Consider the following 16,219-nt stretch of genomic DNA (forward strand, 5'->3'; position numbering starts at 1 on the left):
AAGCCGGGCCGTGCCGGAGCACGGCCCGGATCCGAGCGTCTTAGCCCTTGCCCTTGATCTGGGCGTTCCAGTGGGTGATCCAGGCGGTCTCGTTCTTGCCGATCACGTCCCAGTCGACGTCCATCGGCTTGAGGTCGAGCTTGGTCAGCCACTCGGGCTTCTCGGCGATGTCGACAGCGGGGATCTGGAAGTAGTCCTTGGCCAGGCTGGCCCGCAGCGCGTCGTCGAACAGGAACTCGAGGAACTTCTTCGCGCCCTCGCTGTTGCCGCCCTTGACCGCGGCCACGCCGTCGACGAGCACCGGGGCGCCCGAGGCCGGCATCACGTAGCCGAACGGCATCTTCTCGTTGGCCTGCAGCAGGATGTCCTGAAGGTTCCAGGCGCTGACCACGCCCTGCTCACGCGACATCTTCAGGTAGAGGTCGCTGGGGTTGGCGGCGTACTCGACGGTGTTGGCGTCGAGCTTGCGCAGCCAGTCGTAGCCGGGCTGCGGGTTGGACCCGTCGGCGGTGAAGCGCTGGATCATCGAGGCGTAGATCGAGCGCATGGTGCCGGAGGCGGCCACGTCCCGGATGATGATCTTGTCTTTCCACTTCGGGTCGACCAGGTCGTCCCAGTCCTTCGGCGCGGTCTCCGGGGTCAGCGCCTTGTTGTTGTACATGATGACCTCGGGCAGCAGGATCTCGCCGAACCAGCGACCCTCGGCGTCCTTGTACCGCGCGTCGATCTTCGAGGCGAACGAGGGCTGCCAGGACTCCAGCAGGCCCTCGGACGCGCCGGCGGCGAGGCCCTGCTGGGTGCCGCCCCACCAGACGGACGCCTGCGGGTTGGCCTTCTCGGCGCGGACCCGCTCGAGCACCTCCTGGGCGCCCATGTTGAGCACCTCGACCTTGCCCTTGTACTCGGGGTTCTTGGTCGTGAACTGCTCGACGACGTAGTCGGTGACCGACTTGTCGCGGGCGCTGTAGATGACGACCTTCTCGGCCGACGCGGAGCCGGAGGAGCCGGCGTCCTTGTCGTCGTCGCTGCTGCCGCACGCGCTGACGGCCAGCAGCGCGCTGAACGCGACGGCCAGGGCCAAACGACGTTTCATTGGTACCTCCACTTTGCGGGGGAACTATCGGAAGCGGGAAAAGACGGTGTGCGATCCCGACCGGAGGCGCCGGCGGGTTCGCCGGTTCCCCGGGACGGGGTCGAGGGTCCGCGGGTGGCGCGCCGGACCGGGGCGCGCCGTATCGCGCCGCGACCGGTCGTCCCAGGGACGCGGTCGCCGCGACGGTTGCGGTGACGGTGGGTGGGTGTCGGGGTCGGGGGTGTCGGAGTCGTCGGGGGTCGGGTGGTGGTCAGGGAAGCGAGGGCCGGGGCACCGCGGCCGAGAGCGCGTAGCTGATCGCTCCGTGCAGCACGGCCTGGTCGCCGAGGGTGGCCCGCCGCACCTCGGTGGGTGCCGGGGTGCGGGCGGAGACGAGGGTCTGGAGCTGGCCGAGCGCCGGGTCGTCGAGTTCCGCGGCGGCGCCGCTGAGCAGCACCAGCCCCGGGTCGACCACGCAGGCGCAGGAGAGGATGAGCCCGGCCCAGGCGCCGAGGACCTCGTCGAGGTAGGCGCGGGCGGGCGCCGACGTCGCGGCGAGCCGGCTCAGCTCCCGTACCGGCGACTCGGGCCGGCGGCCCGGGTTGAGCGCGACGACCCGTTCCGCGATGGCGTTCACCGACCACCGGGCCTCGAACTCGCCGACGCCGCTGTAGCGGCGCTCGGCCGCGCCGCCCAGCGGCAGGAAGCCGACCTCGCCCGCGGCCCCGCTGGCGCCGCGGCGGACCTTGCCGTCGAGCACGAGCCCGGCGCCGATGCCGTCGGCGACGTGGATCAGCAGCAGGTTGGCCACGTCCGCGCCGGCGCCGGCGACGCACTCGCCGGCGGCCATGAGGTTCACGTCGTTGTCGACGACCACCGGTACGCCGAGCCGCCGTTGCACCGATTCGCCGATCGGCCACGCCTCGACCAGTCCGACCGACGGCGCGAGGCGTACCGCGCCGTTGCTGGACACGCCGGGCACCGCGATGGCGACGCCGCGGAGCGAGGGCAGGTTGTCGCCGACCAGGTCGAGGACGAACTCGCAGACGGTCTCCACCACGTTCGCGCCGAGCCGCGCGACGCGGTGCGCGATGACCGCGCCCTCACTGTCGGCGATCTCGCAGCTGATCCGCGGCGGCTCCAGCGACACCGCCGCGACGAGCTCGGCGCGGGGGTTGAACTCGAGCATCTCCCGGGGCCGGCCGGTGGTGGGCGCGCCGGGGCCGCGTTCGATGAGGTAACCCTCGGCGACGAGTTCCCGCACGAGCGCGGTCACAGTCGCCGCCGAGAGGCCGGTCATCTCGGCCAGGTCCACGCGGGACAGCCGCCGGGCCTGCCGGGCGGCCAAGATCACCGAGAGACGCTTGATCTCACGGGACCGCTCACGGCTGACCGGACTGGTCGGGGCTTTGTCAGACACACTTTCTTCCTAGTGAGAAAAAATTCTGGCGTCAAGTAACGAGATGATCTCGGTCCGCCGACCAGGGAAAATTCTGCGGCCGACAAGCCGGTCGCGCCGGGGCCAGCCCGACATGTCGCGCAAAACCGAGCCCTGTGGTCCACATTGGGGTGCCAAACCTGGACAAAGACTGTCCCCATGCCACGGCCGGCCTTCCGATGATCGCCCTGAGCAGGCACGATCGTTTATTCGGATAAGGAAGAAAGTCGTCCAGAGCTATTGACGACGCCTCCGCAAGATCCCTAGGTTACGGCCCGAAGGCCTTCCGGTGGACCGACGTCACCACCGTGCGTACCGCTCACCCCGTGACGGTGCGCGAGCACCACCATCCCGTTGTCGAGCACCACGACCCCCGAGGACCCGACGGTCCTCAGTGGACAGCTGTCTGCATCACGGCCCGGCACGAGCCACGTGTCAGCCGGCCCGCGCCGGGCCGACCGTCCCCAGCCGCAGCACTCTCGCTTCGAGACGAAGAGGTATGCCCATGAGATGGCGCACCAGCGCAGCGATCGCCATGTGCGGTCTGCTGTCGTTGGGCCTGGCCACTCCGGCCCAGGCCAACCCCCAGCAAGCACCGAAGCCCCAGGCCAAGAAGTCCGACAAGCCGGTCGACCTGGACATCATGTTCATCGGCGCCCACCCGGACGACGAGGCCGGCCAGCTCGGCATGCTCGGATACTGGAACGAGTATCACGGCATGAAGGCCGGCGTCATCACCACCACCCGCGGCGAGGGCGGTGGCAACGCCACCGGTCTCGAGGAGGGCCCAGAGCTCGGCATCCTGCGGGAGGCCGAGGAGCGCAAGGCCGTCGGCTGGGCCGGCGTCGAGCACATCTACAACCTGGACGCGCTGGACTTCTGGTACACCGCCAGCGCTCCCCTGACCGAGGAGGTCTGGGGCCACCAGGAGACGCTGTCCCGGATCGTGCGGGTCCTGCGGACCACCAAGCCCGAGGTCATCCTCACGATGAACCCCTCGGCGACGCAGGGCAACCACGGCAACCACCAGAAGGCGGCCATGCTGGCCGTGGAGGCCTTCTACGCGGCGGCCGACCCGAAGGCGTTCCCGGAGCAGATCAAGAAGGAAGGGCTCAAGCCCTGGCGGGTCTCCCGCATCTTCCAGACCGGTGGCAGCGGCACCACCGGCACCAACGGCCCCGCCTGCGAGACGACGTTCACGCCGGCCGAGGCCAGCAACGTCATCTTCGGCACCTGGCAGGGGTACGAGTCGGCGCGGCACGACGGCAACCGGTGGAACACGGTCCAGACCTGGGCCCGCCGGGAGTACGTGTCGCAGGGCTGGGGCAACAGCTCCTTCCCGACGACCAACCCGGATGCCATCGGCTGCAACCGGCTGACGCTGATCGACACCCGCACGCCGTACCCGGACCCGAACGTCGGCGCCGGCACCGGTGCGCTGCAGGGCGCCACGCTGCGCGCGCCCGGCGGCCTGCCGCTCGGCACCGAGGTCCACGTGCGTCCGCGCAACTGGGAGGCCGTCGGCGGCCAGCCCATCAAGGTGGACACCGTCCTGTACGCCGAGAAGGCCATCCCGGGCGCCAAGGTCACCCTGGACGTCCCGGCCGGCTGGAAGGTAAGCGGTAACGGCAACGTCGGCACGCTCACGCCGGGCAAGGAGGTCGTGAAGACCTTCACCGTCACCCCGCCGGCGCAGGTCGAGGTGGGCACCCGCTTCAAGCTCGAGGCCACGCTGACCAGCAAGAAGGACGGCAGCGGCGTCAGCAGCGCCCGGGTGCAGGGCACCGCTCCGGTGCGCGGCACCCTGGAGCCGCTGGAGGAGATCGCCGACTTCCGCGCCTGGACCGTGCGCAACAAGACCCAGCAGCTCGACGCGCTCATCGAGTCCCTGCTGAACATCCCCAGCGGCGGCACCCGCAGCGTCAAGGTCAACCTGACCAACCACGGCACCCGCGTCGAGTCCGGCACGGTCAAGCTGAACGTCCCCGCCGGCTTCTCGGTGGCCGAGCAGCAGGTGCCGTACAGCGGCCTGCGGCCGGGCGCCAGCACCTCGGTGACGTTCACCGTGACCAACACCGACGCGTCGCTGCCGACGGCCAACCGGGCCCCGGACAACGGCGCCTACCGGGTTCAGATCGAGACCAGCTACACCGGTGGCAGCGCGAACGAGCCGGGTGCGTTCAACCTGGTGCCGACCACCACGATCCCGAAGGCCGCCACCGCGCCGACTGTGGACGGTCACGGTCACGACCACGAGTACACCGGCGAGGTCATCGACATCTCCACCCGCTGGGAGGGCACCGCCGCCCCGGCGTCGGACATCTCCGGCACCGCCCAGCTCACCCACACCGACGACGCCCTGTACGCCATCTTCAACATCACCGACGACGTGCTCGGCACCGTCCTGCCGCCGGAGGACTGCAAGCGTCCGCGGCGTAACGACAACATCGAGTTCGGCATCGACCCGCGCGGCAACTCGGCGAACACCTCCACCGTGTCCAACATGGCGCTCTTCCCGGCCACCAACGACCCGGCCAACGGGAACCCGCCGTGCTTCGCCCGAGAGCGGGACAACCACCAGGGCGGCCCGGAGACCGCGCCGGGTGTGGAGATCGCCTCCGTGGTGACCAGCAACCCGTACACGGGTTACCGGATCGAGGTCAAGATTCCGTTCAGCGTGCTGCCGGACACCATCGACCCGAGCCGGATGGGCCTGAACATCCTGGTCAACGACTCGGACACGCAGGACCTCAGCTCGCAGACCCGGGTCGGCTGGTCGACCTGGAGCGGCGTGCGGGCCGACCCGTGGCGCTGGGGCAACGCGCTCCTGCCGGACCTGCCGGCGAAGCCGTCGGCGCCGAAGGCTCCGATCATGCCCGACACCGCGGCGCTGAGCGTGGACTCGCCGCAGACCCTGCTCCAGTCCGTCTCGGACGGGGTCGCACCGGGTGGTTACGCCAAGCTGGCGGACAACACCGTGAAGATCAAGAAGGTCACCCGCAGCGCGAGCAAGGTGTCCGTGCAGCTGCAGGTGAAGAAGGCCGGCACCGCCCGGGCCTTCCTCTGGGACGGCACCCGGGTCGTGGCGGACGCCAAGGCCGAGCTGCGCAAGGACGGCACGCTCGTCCTGCCGCTGAGCGGGTCGCTTCCGGCCGGCACCTCGCTGCTCGTCTCGTACGAGCACGGCGGCGCCACCACCGCTCTGTCGAAGAAGATCTGCTGAGCGGACACTGATCGCGTCGATCTGACGCACGCGATGGGCCGGGCCGGCAGGCCCGGCCCATCGTGCCGTCCGCGTTACCCGCGCCGCACCCCGCTCAGCGGACCGGCGCCGGACCGGTGGCGGTGGCCGGTGACACCTCGGCCGGCTCGCGCCACCAGCGGCGCGACGCCAGCGCGGCCAGCCCGGCGCCGGCGGTGTTGAGCAGGACGTCGTCGACGGAGGACACCCGGTCCAGCCGCAGGACGTACTGGGTCACCTCGACCACGGCCGAGCAGCCGGCCGCCAGCGCCAGGATCCGCGGTACCGACGCCAGCGTCGCGAACCGCAGCGGGGCGAGGAACCCGAGCGCCGCGAACACCAGCAGGTTGCCGACGATCTGGACCGTCACCGTCAGCGGCCCGCCCGTCAGGACGGCGAGCAGGTCCCGCAGCGGCACCAGGCTCACCCGGCCGGGAACCACGCCGGCGCCGTCCCCCGGCAGCATGATCATCCAGACCCACGGCACGGTCCCGTAGACGATGCCCACCTCGGCCAGCGACCTGCGCCACGCCGGCCGCGTGCCGCCGCGCCGGCGGGCCAGGAGCCACACCACGAGCGCGGCCGCCGGCAACGCCGCCACCGTGAGCAGCACGACCCCGTTGATCGTGCCGAACCAGCCGTGCCATCCCTCGATCACGCCGCCTCCGCCCGGATCCGCCGGGCCCGCACCGGGCCCGCCGTCGGTCAGGGTGCCACGGCCGCGTCGAGCGGTGGCCCCGGCCGGACGCCATCGGGTACGTGGCGACCGCGCCAACCACCTCCAGATTCGCATTCGGCCGCCGGCCGGTTGCGAATCCCCCGTCGATCGCTGATTTCCCGGCCGGCATTTCGGCGCGGGCCGCAATGGTGCCGGCCGTTTCGGGACACCCGGTCGTCACGCGCTCACCCATTCCACCGCGACCGCCGGGCATCCGGCCGGTGGCAGCGAGCATAACCGCAGATGGGCCGCGGTCCGGCCGGTGGAAATCACGCATCCGCTTTCACGCCGGCAGCGGGTAAAGAAAGACTCACCTAACCAAGGTAAGCCTTATCTTCGTCGTTCGGGATTCCGCGCGGAAACGGCGGCTAACGGCCGCCAACCCCGCATTCCGTTGTTAAGGTGAGCATGATCCTCACTGGCGGCCGACGGGTTTGAGGACCGGCCGCAGGGCAAATACCAGATGGCATTCGAGCACCACGAGGGCCGGCCGTACGCGTTCGCCGGCCCACATGACTTGGAGGCACCATGAAGACCCTGTTGCAGTCTCCGCCGGTACGTGAATGCGCCGCCACCGCGTGCAGCTTCAACGACAACGGCTGTCACGCTCCCGCGATCACCGTCGCGGCGACCGCCGACGCGGCCTCCTGCGCGACGTTCGTCGAGTCGTCGCTCAGCGGCGGGATGAAGGAGGTCACCGGCGCGGTGGGCGCGTGCGCGCGGGCCGAGTGCGTCTACAACACCAACCTCGCCTGCACCGCCGAGTCGATCACGGTCGGTCCGGGCGCCACGGTCAGCGACTGCCTCACCTACCAGCCCGCCTGACAAACCGGACAGCACGTCCGTACGGGTCACGACGGTCACCGTCGTGACCCGTACCGCGTCTCCGGCACCCGACCCGCCGTTGCACAGGTAAGCCTTACCTACTAACGTCTGACCTGGGCCGACTTCACCCCTTCCCGGCCGAGGAGACAGACATGGCGTTGCACCCCGCGGGGCGTCCGGCCCCGGCGGCCGGTGTCGTCCCGGTCGCCGCCGGGCCGTCGGCGGGCGGTACGGGCACCTCCACGCCCCGCGACGCCGTCGCCGCCCGGTGCGTACTGACCGCTGCCTCCTCACTGCGGCTCACGCTCGGCGACACCACCGCCGACCTCCTCGCCGCCCACGCCGTCCTCCCCGACGGCACGGTCGTCCTCGCGGTCGACGCGATGAGCCGCACCGGCGGCCTCCTGGTCGCCGCGCGGGGCCACAGCGGCGCGGTACGCCTCGACGTGACCCACCTCGCCCCGGTCGCCGTGCGCTCCCGGGTGCGCGCCCGGCTGCGGATCCTCGGCACCGCCCGCCGGTTCGACCCGGCCGCCCTCGACTCCTGCGATCCGGCCACCGTGATGTCGCTGCTCGACCTGCCCCCGGTGGCGCTGTGGGCGATCGCGCCGGACGAGGTCGTGCTCGACCGGGCCGCCGATCCCGTCTCGGTGGACCTCGGCGCGTACCGCGCGGCCCGGCCGGATCCGATCGCCGTCGACGAGGCCGCCCACCTCGCGCACCTGACGCGCTGCCACCGCGACGTCCTCGACCGGCTCGGCACGCTCGTCGACCCCGCCGCTTCGACGCGCGTCGTCCCGGTCGCGCTGGACGCCGAGGGCATCGTGCTGCGCGCGGAGCGGCCGGAAGGCCACACCGACACCCGGTTGCCCTTCGCCCGCCCGGTCACCGCCGGCGCCGGCCTGGCCGAGGCGCTGCGGACGCTGCTCGCCTAGGCCCGGCGAGCCGATCGCGGGAGCCGGATGACGGCGGGACGAAGGCGAGCGGTGGGGACAGCCGGGACGGCGACGACGCGCCACCTGTGGCGTCCGCCGGTCGCGGGCCGGCGAGCCACTGGTGGCGACAGTCGTCAGCCGGCGCAGCAGCCGCCGGTCTGGCCGCCGGCCGGGGTGTCGAGACTGACCAGGCTGAGCGGCGCGGAGAGCAGGCCCCCGGAGATTCCGGTCGCCAGCCCTTGCGCGGCCGGCTGGGCGGCCGGGTCGGGGCCGCAGCAGCCGTCGGTGCCGGTGGAGTCGGCGGGGTTGCTGTTGCAGACGCCGGTTTCGGGCAGGTCGAGCTGGACGTCGCGGGCGGCGTCCCAGTCGCCGGCGAGAGCGGCGACGACGGAGCGGACCTGCTCGTAGCCGGTGGCCATGAGGAACGTCGGCGCGCGGCCGTAGCTCTTCATGCCGACGGCGTAGTAGCCGATCTCCGGATGTGCGAGTTCGGCGGCGCCGTGCGGAGGAACGGTGCCGCAGGAGTGCTCGTTCGGGTCGATCAGCGGGGCGAGGGCGCGGGTGGCGCCCATGACCGGGTCGAGGTCCAGGCGCAGCTCGGCCGCGATCGAGTGGTCGGGGCGGAATCCGGTGGCGGCGACGATGCGGTCCACGGTGACGGACTCGTCGGTGCCGTCGGCGTGACGCACGACCACGGCGACCCGGCCCTCGGCCGGGGTGAGGGCGTGCACGGAGAAGCCGGTGAGCAGCCGGATGCGGCCGGCGTCGACGTGGTCGCGCAGCCGGGCGCCGAGCGCGCCGCGGGCGGGCAGGGCGTCGGCGTCTCCGCCGCCGTAGGTGCGGGCCGGGCTGGCCGAGCGGATCGCCCAGATCACCTCGGTGCCGGGCTCGGCGGTGGCCAGCTCGGCCAGTGAGAGCAGGGTGTTCGCGGCCGAGTGGCCGGCGCCGACGACGAGGGTGCGCCGGCCGGCGAAACGGTGCCGGTCGGTGCCGAGCACGTCGGGCAGTGCGTGTTCGAGGAACGCCGCCGCGTCCTTCTCACCCCGGGCGGGCAGGCCGGAGGCGCCGAGGACGTTGGGGGTGCCCCAGGTGCCGGAGGCGTCGATGACGGCGCGGGCCAGCAGTTCGTCGCCGTCGGCGAGGCGGATCAGGAACGGCGTCTGTTCGCGGCCGGCGGTGCGCAGCCGGTCCAGGCCGAGCCGGCTGATCGCCTCCACCCGCGCGCCGTAGCGCAGGTGGGGCTTGAGCTGCGGCAGGTCCGCGAGGGGCTGGAGGTAGTCGGTGACCAGCTCGGCGCCGGTGGGCAGGGCGTCCTCGGCCGGGGCGACCCAGCCGGTGTCGTCGAGTAGCCGGCGGGCGGCCGGGTCGACGTTGTACCGCCACGGGGAGAACACCCGCACGTGCCCCCACTGCCGCACCGCCGCGCCGGCGGTGTCGGCGGCCTCCAGGACGAGGAAGGGCAGGTCACGCTCGCGCAGGTGGGCGGCGGCGGCCAGACCCACCGGGCCCGCGCCGATCACCACGACGGGCGACTCGTCCAGGACACTCATCGGGAACTCCTCTGTATTGAGAATTGTCGAATCAATGAGGTGCGGTGGTGCCGCGCGGACGGCACGGACCGGGATCAGGTGACGGCGCGGCCGGCCGTCAGCAGGCTTCGACCGGATCGGGCGCCGGGCGGCCCATGACGACGTCGGCGGCGGACGGGAAGCATCCGACACAGGCGTCGTTGATGCGGTAGTGGCGTGCGGTGCCGACCGGCTCGACGAGCACGAACCGCACCTCGGTGAGGATCTTCAGGTGCTGGGAGACGGTGGACTGGGCGAGCCCGACGGCGGCGACGATCTCCCCCACGCTCATCGGCCGGGCGTGGCGGGCCAGGTACTCCACGAGCTGCACCCGCGTCGGGTCCGCGAGTGCCCGGAACCACGAGGCGTAGGTCTGCGCGGTGCCGCGGTCGAGGAGGTCGAACGGTGACCCGCAGGGCGGTGGCCCCTTCTCAGCGGGGAGCGGTCAGCGCGTAGGCGGCGGTGCGGGCGCGGTCGTGGAGGCGGTCGATCCGCTGCGCGGTTGTGGACACCCGGGCACAGGAGTCGCAGAACCGGACCCCTGCCAGGACCGACGGCCGGCGGCGCGGGAAGCCGAACATGGCGAGCCTCATTTCCTCGGGGCACCCTGTCTAGATGCCTGTCTAAACAGAGATTTGCACGCTGATTAGATAGATGTCAACCTAGGGGCATGCCGAAGCACCAGGCGCCGATCCCACTCGTCGACCTCGACGCCGACGTGCCGTGCTGCCCCCCGCTGGCGCAGCGCCGGGTCCCGGCCGAGACGGCCGCGGTGCTCGCACCCGCGTTCAAGGCCCTCGGCGATCCGGTACGGCTGCAGCTCATGTCGATGATCGCCTCCGCCGACGGCGGCGAGGCCTGCGTGTGCGACCTGACGCCGGCGTTCGACCTGACCGGGCCGACGATCTCCCACCACCTCAAGACCCTGCGCGAGGCGGGCCTGGTGGACGCCGAGCGGCGGGGCACCTGGGTCTACTACCGGGCGCGGCCACAGATCCTGCGCCAGCTCGCCGGCCTGCTGTCGATCGAGCCGACCGCCGCGACGCAGCGGTAGACCGCCGCGCGGCGCCCCGCGCTTCGATCCGCTCGATGCCGGCTTGACGCTTCCAGATTGCTCAGCGATGATTGAGTCAATGGACATTGAGCCTTCATCCCTCGCCGCCCGTGCGCGGATCCACGCCGCGCTCGGCGATCCGGCCCGCCTGGCCATCGTGGACGCGCTCACCCTGGGCGACGCCTCCCCCGGGGAGATCGCCCACGCCCTGGACATGCCGACGAACCTGGTCGCCCACCACGTCAAGGTCCTCACCGACGCCGGCCTCGTCGCCCGGGGCCGGTCGGAGGGCGACCGGCGGCGCACCTACCTGCGACTCCGACCGGCTGCCCTCTCCGCTCTCACGGCGCCGCCGCTGGCGGCTGCGCATCGGGTCGTCTTCGTCTGCACCCACAACTCCGCCCGCTCGCAACTGGCCGCGGCGCTGTGGAAGCGACGCACCAACGGCGACGCCGCGTCCGCCGGCACCAGGCCGGCGCCCCGGGTCCATCCCCGCGCGGTCGCCGTGGCCCACCGCCACGCCCTCGACCTCGACCCGGCCGGCACCGCACACGTCGACGACATCGTCCGGGACGACGACCTGGTCATCGCCGTCTGCGACAACGCCCACGAGGAGCTCACCGGGCCGGTCCGCCCCCGTCTGCACTGGTCGGTGCCGGACCCGGCCCGCATCGACACCGACGAAGCGTTCGAGGCGGCCTACGCCGACCTCGCCGACCGCGTCGACCGCGTCGCCCCGCACACCGCGGCGACCTCACCCGACGCGCACGCGCCGGCACCGACGACCCACGGGAGACACCCATGAGCACCGCGACCAGAGCCGACCACGCCCCACCGGTGGTGGCCCGCCTGTCGCGCCTCGACCGGTTCCTGCCGGTCTGGATCGGCCTGGCCATGGTCGCCGGCCTGCTGCTCGGCCGGATCGTTCCCGGACTGGACGACGCTCTCGACGCCGTCGAGGTCGGTGGCATCTCCCTGCCCATCGCTCTCGGTCTGCTGATCATGATGTATCCGGTACTGGCCAAGGTCCGCTACGACCGCCTCGACACCGTCACCGGTGACCGGCGTCTCCTGGTCTCGTCGCTGATCCTCAACTGGATCGTCGGTCCCGCCGTCATGTTCGCCTTGGCCTGGGTGTTCCTGGCCGACCAGCCGGAGTACCGCACCGGTCTGATCATCGTCGGTCTGGCCCGCTGCATCGCGATGGTCATCATCTGGAACGACCTGGCCTGCGGCGACCGGGAGGCAGCGGCGGTCCTCGTCGCCGTCAACTCGGTGTTCCAGGTCCTCGCCTTCGGCCTGCTCGGCTGGTTCTACCTGTCGGTACTGCCCGGCTGGCTGGGTCTGGACGGCGCCGCGCTGGAGGTCTCCGGCTGGGACATCGCCGGCAACGTGCTCGTCTTCCTCGGCATCCCACTGCTCGCCGGCTACCTCTCCCGCCGCCTCGGCGAACGCGCCAAGGGCCGCGACTGGTACGAGCAGCGATTCCTGCCCAGGATCGGGCCCGTCGCCCTGTACGGACTGCTGTTCACCATCGTCGTCCTGTTCGCTCTGCAGGGCGAGGCCATCACCGGCCGACCGGTCGACGTGGCCCGCATCGCCCTGCCGCTGCTGGCCTACTTCGCCCTCATGTGGGCCGGCTCCTACCTGCTCGGCCGGGCCGTCGGCCTGAACTACGAACGCACCACCACCCTGGCGTTCACCGCGGCGGGCAACAACTTCGAACTGGCCATCGCGGTCGCGATCGGCACCTTCGGGATCGCCTCCGGCCAGGCCCTGGCCGGCGTCGTCGGCCCGCTGATCGAGGTCCCGGTCCTCGTCGGCCTGGTCTACGTGTCGCTGTGGGCCCGCGCCCGCCTGTTCCCCGCCCCGGAAACCCGGCCATGAGACGCCTCGACTGCGCCGCGGCACGCCGCGCGGCGACCACCGGAATCAGGGAGACCCGATGAGCGACAAGCCCAGCGTCCTGTTCGTCTGCGTGCACAACGCCGGCCGTTCCCAGATGGCCGCCGGGTGGCTACGCCACCTCGCCGGCGACACCGTCGAGGTCCGCTCCGCCGGCAGCGCACCCGCCGGCGAGGTCAACCCTGCCGCCGTCGAGGCCATGCGGGAGGCCGGCATCGACATCACCGACCAGACCCCCAAGCTCCTGCGGTACGAGACGGCGGAGTCCTCGGACGTCATCGTCACCATGGGTTGCGGTGACGCCTGTCCCGTCTTCCCGGGCAAGCGGTACGAGGACTGGAAGCTCGAAGACCCCGCAGGCAAGGGCCTCGACGCGGTACGCCCCATCCGGGACGAGATCCGCACCCGGGTGGAACGGCTGCTCGCCGAACTGCGCCGCAGCGCCTGACATCCGCCCTGACTGTTCCGCGGCCGGACGGCGGTCGTCAGCTCCCGGCGTGCAACTGACGGTGATCCGCTCCTGGTTGCGCCGGCAGGCGGCCGCCGTTGGTGCAACGATGCAAGCGTGGGAACTGCGAAAACCTCCACCCCTGCCATCTCGCCGCTTGCCGGCGAGCCGATCAAGCGTGCCGATGCCGAACGGCTCGCGGGAGTCCTGAAGGCGTTCGCCGACCCGGCCCGGTTGCGCCTGCTCAGCCTGATCCAGTCCGCTCCGGAGGGCGAGGCGTCCGTCAGCGACCTCACCGCGCCGCTCGGTCTCTCCCAGCCGACCGTCAGCCATCACCTTCGGATCCTCACCGAGGCCGGCCTGCTCGAGCGTGAGAAGCGGGGTGTGTGGGCGTACTACCGCCTGGTGCCGTCCGCGATCTCGGCGATCGCCGAGTCGTTGACGCCGCCTCGTAAACGGCCGACGAAGAAGGTCCGCTGAGCGGGGGACTGCCGGGCTGCCGCGCGTGCCCGCCGGCCTGACCGGGTCGTGCCCCGGAACGTCAGCCGGCCACCGGGAAGTTGGATCGGACGAGCGCGTCCGGGTCGTGGCGGCGCTTGACCGCCCGGAGCCGGTCGAGGGCCGGAGTGAACGCGTCGGCCCGATCGCCCCGCTGCTGAGCGTCCAGCCCCGGCACCTGGGCGGCGCCCTCGCCCGGGCCTCCGACAGCCCGCACGGCCCCGTACGCGCTCTACCTGTTCGGTGTCGCCACCGATCCGGCGGCGGTCACGGCGCGCCAGCGGGACCTGCCGTCGGCACTGCCGCTGGCACCGTGCCCGTTGGGCTGCGCGGCGATGCCCAGTCCGACCAAGCGGGCATACCGGACGAGCGCGACGACGTCGTCGGCGAAGGGTGCATCCGCATGACGGATTCGTGGGCCAATCCGGCGCGACTGCTCGGCAGCGACCTGCATCTGGAACTGGCCGGCGCCGGTGGCCGCCGGTCCGCGCTCACCCGTGCCCTGCAAGAGGCCGTCCGGACGGGAGGCTGGGCGCCGGCACCCTCCTGCCGCCGTACCGTTCCCCGCTCCCCCACCGGTCCGGTGGGCCGGCCCTTGAGGACCGCGGCCCGACCCGGTAGAAACGGCGGGGCCGACAGGAGAATCAGCCATGACCGATATCGACGGGCGGTTGTCCGCGACGCCGCGTACGACCCTGCGCCGGATGAAGGAGAAGGGGCACCGCGACCGCGCCGCCCTCTTCGGCGTGCTGCGGGCCGCCTTCGTCTGCCATCTCGGGGTGATCGTCGACGGCGGCCCGATGGTGGTGCCGACCGTCTACGGCTTCGACGACCGGCACCTCTACCTGCACGGCTCGGTGGCCAGCCGGAGTCTCACCACCGACGCCGAGGTCTGCGTGACCGTCACAGTGGTCGACGGCCTGGTCCTGGCGCGGTCGGTGTTCGAGCACGGGATCAACTACCGCAGCGCGATGATCTACGGCCGGCCCCGGTGGGTGACCGACACCGAGGAGAAGCTGCACGGCCTGCGGCTGCTGACCGAGCACGTGGCCCCGGGCCAGTGGGACCACGCCCGCCGGCCGAACCGGCGGGAACTCGCGGCCACCACGCTGCTGGCGCTTCCGCTGGCCGAGGCGTCCGTCAAGACACGCAGCGGCCCGCCGGACGACGGCGACGGCCCGGACGCCGCTCTCGGGCTGTGGGCGGGCGAGCTTCCCCTGGTCGCGCGCTGGGAACAGCCGGCGACCGACCCGGCGCTGCCGCCGACGACGCCGGTGCCGGCGCACGTCGCCGCGCGCGCCGGCACCCGCGCCGACCAGGCCTGACCGGCCGGGCGGCCCGCGGCCCGCCTACCGGAGCTGGCGGGCCACCTCCGCCAGCGGCAGGCGGGGCTGGACGGCCGCGCGGGCGGCCACCACCGCGAGCGCCCGGGGCACTCCGGCGCAGTACGCGATGATCTCCCGCACCGCCGCGCGCTCGGCGGTGAGGCGACGCTCGCCGAGGCGGGCGGCCAGCAGGTCCCACGCCTCGCCGGCGGCCAGTTCGTCGACCACGACCGGGCACGCGGCCTCGCCGACGACCAGGCCGGTGAGGCGGTCCCGGCTGGTCACGACCACCATGCAGCCGGGTACGCCGGGCAGCAGCGGCCGCACCTGGTCGGCGTCGCGGGCGTCGTCGAGCACGATGAGCATCCGGCGTCCGGCGAGCGCGCTGCGGTAGAGCCCGGTGCGCGCCGCCGGTCCGCACGGGACACCACCGGGGACGTCGAGCGCCTCGATGAGGCCGCCGAGCGCCTCCGCCGGCGCCACCGCCGCTCTGCCCGGTTCACTGCCGCCGAGCTGGACGTGCAGCACCCCGTCGGAGAACCGGGCCGCCGACCGGTGCGCCCAGCGCAGCGCCAGCGCCGTCTTGCCGATGCCGGACCGGCCGGACAGGACGCACACGACCACGCTCGACATCCGCCGCGGTCCGCCGTCGAGCAGCCGGTCGAGTTGCCGCAGTTGTGCCGTACGGCCGGTGAAGCCGGGAATCTCCAGCGGCAGTTGCATGGGGCGGATCCGGCCCGACGGCGCCGGGTTGGCGGGCAGGCCGAGGACCTCGCGGAGCAGCCGGACGGTCGCGGGCCGCGGACGGGTCACGCGCGACGACTCCAGGTTGCGGATGCTCCGGACGCTCAGTCCGGTACGGGCGGCCAACTCCTCCTGTGTCAGGTTGGCCAGTCGCCGTGCGGTAGCGATTTCATGACCCAACGTATCCATGTAGCCGATCACAGCGTCGTCTCCGTACCGGTTCTGGTGGATTCATGCCGGTGGACCACCGAAGCCGAGGCCGCTGAGCGGGCAGTCAGCGGCGACATTGCCGGTGATCTGCCGGTGAAGCTCCTGTTGGCCAGACGAGGTTAAGTCCACAGTGGGTCCGACGCTATCGACCGGAGTCGAATCGACGGTCGACGAGACGGGCCCTTCCCGGCATCGGTGCAGCGTCGCAGAAGCAGCACTTCCGGTCACTCTCCGCAAA

At 72.2% G+C, this 16,219-nt stretch carries 16 protein-coding genes and 1 pseudogene; 9 read left to right on the plus strand and 8 right to left on the minus strand.

The genetic code is table 11. The features are described from left to right. Positions 1 to 40 precede the first annotated feature (40 nt). Together ACN27D_RS34810 and ACN27D_RS34815 are read right to left on the minus strand one after the other, a co-directional pair. On the minus strand, positions 41 to 1,093 hold the full coding sequence (locus ACN27D_RS34810) for an extracellular solute-binding protein (protein WP_358171576.1): 1,053 nt from the start codon (positions 1,091 to 1,093) through the stop codon (positions 41 to 43). Between the two features lie 250 nt (positions 1,094 to 1,343). Beyond that, on the minus strand, positions 1,344 to 2,426 hold the full coding sequence (locus tag ACN27D_RS34815) for an ROK family transcriptional regulator (protein WP_357894391.1): 1,083 nt from the start codon (positions 2,424 to 2,426) through the stop codon (positions 1,344 to 1,346). A 589-nt stretch (positions 2,427 to 3,015) separates the two neighbouring features. On the opposite strand from ACN27D_RS34815, the gene ACN27D_RS34820 reads away from it, so the two are divergent. Beyond that, positions 3,016 to 5,733 (plus strand): sugar-binding protein, encoded by a 2,718-nt coding sequence (locus ACN27D_RS34820; protein ID WP_421501056.1) that lies wholly within the window; start codon positions 3,016 to 3,018, stop codon positions 5,731 to 5,733. Positions 5,734 to 5,827: 94 nt separating this feature from the next. Here the strand turns inward: ACN27D_RS34820 and ACN27D_RS34825 are convergent, their stop codons facing one another. Continuing rightward, positions 5,828 to 6,409 (minus strand): VanZ family protein, encoded by a 582-nt coding sequence (locus ACN27D_RS34825; protein WP_421501057.1) that lies wholly within the window; start codon positions 6,407 to 6,409, stop codon positions 5,828 to 5,830. A gap of 588 nt (positions 6,410 to 6,997) precedes the next feature. Between ACN27D_RS34825 and ACN27D_RS34830 the strand changes: the two genes are divergently transcribed. Continuing rightward, the gene (locus tag ACN27D_RS34830) at positions 6,998 to 7,294 is read left to right on the plus strand and encodes a DUF1540 domain-containing protein (protein ID WP_120569438.1); all 297 of its coding nucleotides are present in this window, start codon (positions 6,998 to 7,000) and stop codon (positions 7,292 to 7,294) included. A gap of 152 nt (positions 7,295 to 7,446) precedes the next feature. Then, positions 7,447 to 8,229: a DUF2470 domain-containing protein gene (locus ACN27D_RS34835; protein WP_421501058.1), complete on the plus strand. Its 783-nt coding sequence runs from the start codon at positions 7,447 to 7,449 to the stop codon at positions 8,227 to 8,229. Positions 8,230 to 8,363: 134 nt separating this feature from the next. On the opposite strand, the gene ACN27D_RS34840 is transcribed toward ACN27D_RS34835, so the two are convergent. From ACN27D_RS34840 to ACN27D_RS34850, 3 genes and pseudogenes are all read right to left on the minus strand, one after another. Next, positions 8,364 to 9,779 (minus strand): FAD-dependent oxidoreductase, encoded by a 1,416-nt coding sequence (locus tag ACN27D_RS34840; RefSeq protein WP_421501059.1) that lies wholly within the window; start codon positions 9,777 to 9,779, stop codon positions 8,364 to 8,366. A 97-nt stretch (positions 9,780 to 9,876) separates the two neighbouring features. Then, a pseudogene (locus tag ACN27D_RS34845) lies at positions 9,877 to 10,197 on the minus strand (ArsR/SmtB family transcription factor); the annotation flags it as partial. Between the two features lie 31 nt (positions 10,198 to 10,228). After that, entirely contained in the window at positions 10,229 to 10,390 is a 162-nt protein-coding gene (locus ACN27D_RS34850) for a hypothetical protein (RefSeq protein WP_158614806.1), read from the minus strand. A gap of 77 nt (positions 10,391 to 10,467) precedes the next feature. Between ACN27D_RS34850 and ACN27D_RS34855 the strand changes: the two genes are divergently transcribed. The 5 genes from ACN27D_RS34855 to ACN27D_RS34875 all read left to right on the plus strand — a co-directional run bounded on the left by ACN27D_RS34855 (position 10,468) and on the right by ACN27D_RS34875 (position 13,684). Next, positions 10,468 to 10,851: an ArsR/SmtB family transcription factor gene (locus ACN27D_RS34855; protein ID WP_121685380.1), complete on the plus strand. Its 384-nt coding sequence runs from the start codon at positions 10,468 to 10,470 to the stop codon at positions 10,849 to 10,851. A gap of 79 nt (positions 10,852 to 10,930) precedes the next feature. Beyond that, complete coding sequence (locus tag ACN27D_RS34860; RefSeq protein WP_421501060.1) at positions 10,931 to 11,656, plus strand: helix-turn-helix domain-containing protein; 726 nt, start codon at positions 10,931 to 10,933, stop codon at positions 11,654 to 11,656. Continuing rightward, positions 11,653 to 12,738: an ACR3 family arsenite efflux transporter gene (arsB, locus tag ACN27D_RS34865; RefSeq protein WP_121685381.1), complete on the plus strand. Its 1,086-nt coding sequence runs from the start codon at positions 11,653 to 11,655 to the stop codon at positions 12,736 to 12,738. Before ACN27D_RS34860 ends, arsB begins: the two co-directional genes overlap by 4 nt. 58 nt (positions 12,739 to 12,796) lie before the next feature. Continuing rightward, on the plus strand, positions 12,797 to 13,204 hold the full coding sequence (locus ACN27D_RS34870; RefSeq protein ID WP_091416802.1) for an arsenate reductase ArsC: 408 nt from the start codon (positions 12,797 to 12,799) through the stop codon (positions 13,202 to 13,204). Between the two features lie 117 nt (positions 13,205 to 13,321). Continuing rightward, positions 13,322 to 13,684: an ArsR/SmtB family transcription factor gene (locus ACN27D_RS34875; RefSeq protein WP_121685383.1), complete on the plus strand. Its 363-nt coding sequence runs from the start codon at positions 13,322 to 13,324 to the stop codon at positions 13,682 to 13,684. A gap of 61 nt (positions 13,685 to 13,745) precedes the next feature. Here ACN27D_RS34875 and ACN27D_RS34880 read toward each other — a convergent pair whose 3' ends face one another. Further along, entirely contained in the window at positions 13,746 to 13,919 is a 174-nt protein-coding gene (locus tag ACN27D_RS34880; RefSeq protein ID WP_162958995.1) for a hypothetical protein, read from the minus strand. A gap of 433 nt (positions 13,920 to 14,352) precedes the next feature. Here ACN27D_RS34880 and ACN27D_RS34885 point away from each other — a divergent pair, with 433 nt between their 5' ends. After that, positions 14,353 to 15,027 carry a pyridoxamine 5'-phosphate oxidase family protein gene (locus ACN27D_RS34885; protein ID WP_421501061.1) on the plus strand — a complete coding sequence of 225 codons (675 nt, stop codon included), beginning with the start codon at positions 14,353 to 14,355 and terminating at the stop codon, positions 15,025 to 15,027. Between the two features lie 24 nt (positions 15,028 to 15,051). Here the strand turns inward: ACN27D_RS34885 and ACN27D_RS34890 are convergent, their stop codons facing one another. Then, positions 15,052 to 15,960, minus strand: coding sequence for an NB-ARC domain-containing protein (locus ACN27D_RS34890; protein WP_233586076.1), 909 nt, complete (start codon positions 15,958 to 15,960; stop codon positions 15,052 to 15,054). Positions 15,961 to 16,219: the final 259 nt, after the last annotated feature.

This window comes from Micromonospora sp. WMMD1274, assembly GCF_049179035.1.
Classification (GTDB): domain Bacteria; phylum Actinomycetota; class Actinomycetes; order Mycobacteriales; family Micromonosporaceae; genus Micromonospora; species Micromonospora tulbaghiae.

Excerpts from the sequence above, each read along its gene's own strand:
- arsB (WP_121685381.1), top strand. The coding sequence starts at position 11,653 with ATGAGCACCGCGACCAGAGCCGACCACGCCCCACCGGTGGTGGCCCGC.
- ACN27D_RS34850 (WP_158614806.1), bottom strand. The coding sequence starts at position 10,390 with ATGAGGCTCGCCATGTTCGGCTTCCCGCGCCGCCGGCCGTCGGTCCTG.
- ACN27D_RS34855 (WP_121685380.1), top strand. The coding sequence starts at position 10,468 with ATGCCGAAGCACCAGGCGCCGATCCCACTCGTCGACCTCGACGCCGAC.
- ACN27D_RS34840 (WP_421501059.1), bottom strand. The coding sequence starts at position 9,779 with ATGAGTGTCCTGGACGAGTCGCCCGTCGTGGTGATCGGCGCGGGCCCG.
- ACN27D_RS34885 (WP_421501061.1), top strand. The coding sequence starts at position 14,353 with ATGACCGATATCGACGGGCGGTTGTCCGCGACGCCGCGTACGACCCTG.
- ACN27D_RS34860 (WP_421501060.1), top strand. The coding sequence starts at position 10,931 with ATGGACATTGAGCCTTCATCCCTCGCCGCCCGTGCGCGGATCCACGCC.
- ACN27D_RS34810 (WP_358171576.1), bottom strand. The coding sequence starts at position 1,093 with ATGAAACGTCGTTTGGCCCTGGCCGTCGCGTTCAGCGCGCTGCTGGCC.
- ACN27D_RS34835 (WP_421501058.1), top strand. The coding sequence starts at position 7,447 with ATGGCGTTGCACCCCGCGGGGCGTCCGGCCCCGGCGGCCGGTGTCGTC.
- ACN27D_RS34870 (WP_091416802.1), top strand. The coding sequence starts at position 12,797 with ATGAGCGACAAGCCCAGCGTCCTGTTCGTCTGCGTGCACAACGCCGGC.
- ACN27D_RS34820 (WP_421501056.1), top strand. The coding sequence starts at position 3,016 with ATGAGATGGCGCACCAGCGCAGCGATCGCCATGTGCGGTCTGCTGTCG.
- ACN27D_RS34890 (WP_233586076.1), bottom strand. The coding sequence starts at position 15,960 with ATGGATACGTTGGGTCATGAAATCGCTACCGCACGGCGACTGGCCAAC.
- ACN27D_RS34830 (WP_120569438.1), top strand. The coding sequence starts at position 6,998 with ATGAAGACCCTGTTGCAGTCTCCGCCGGTACGTGAATGCGCCGCCACC.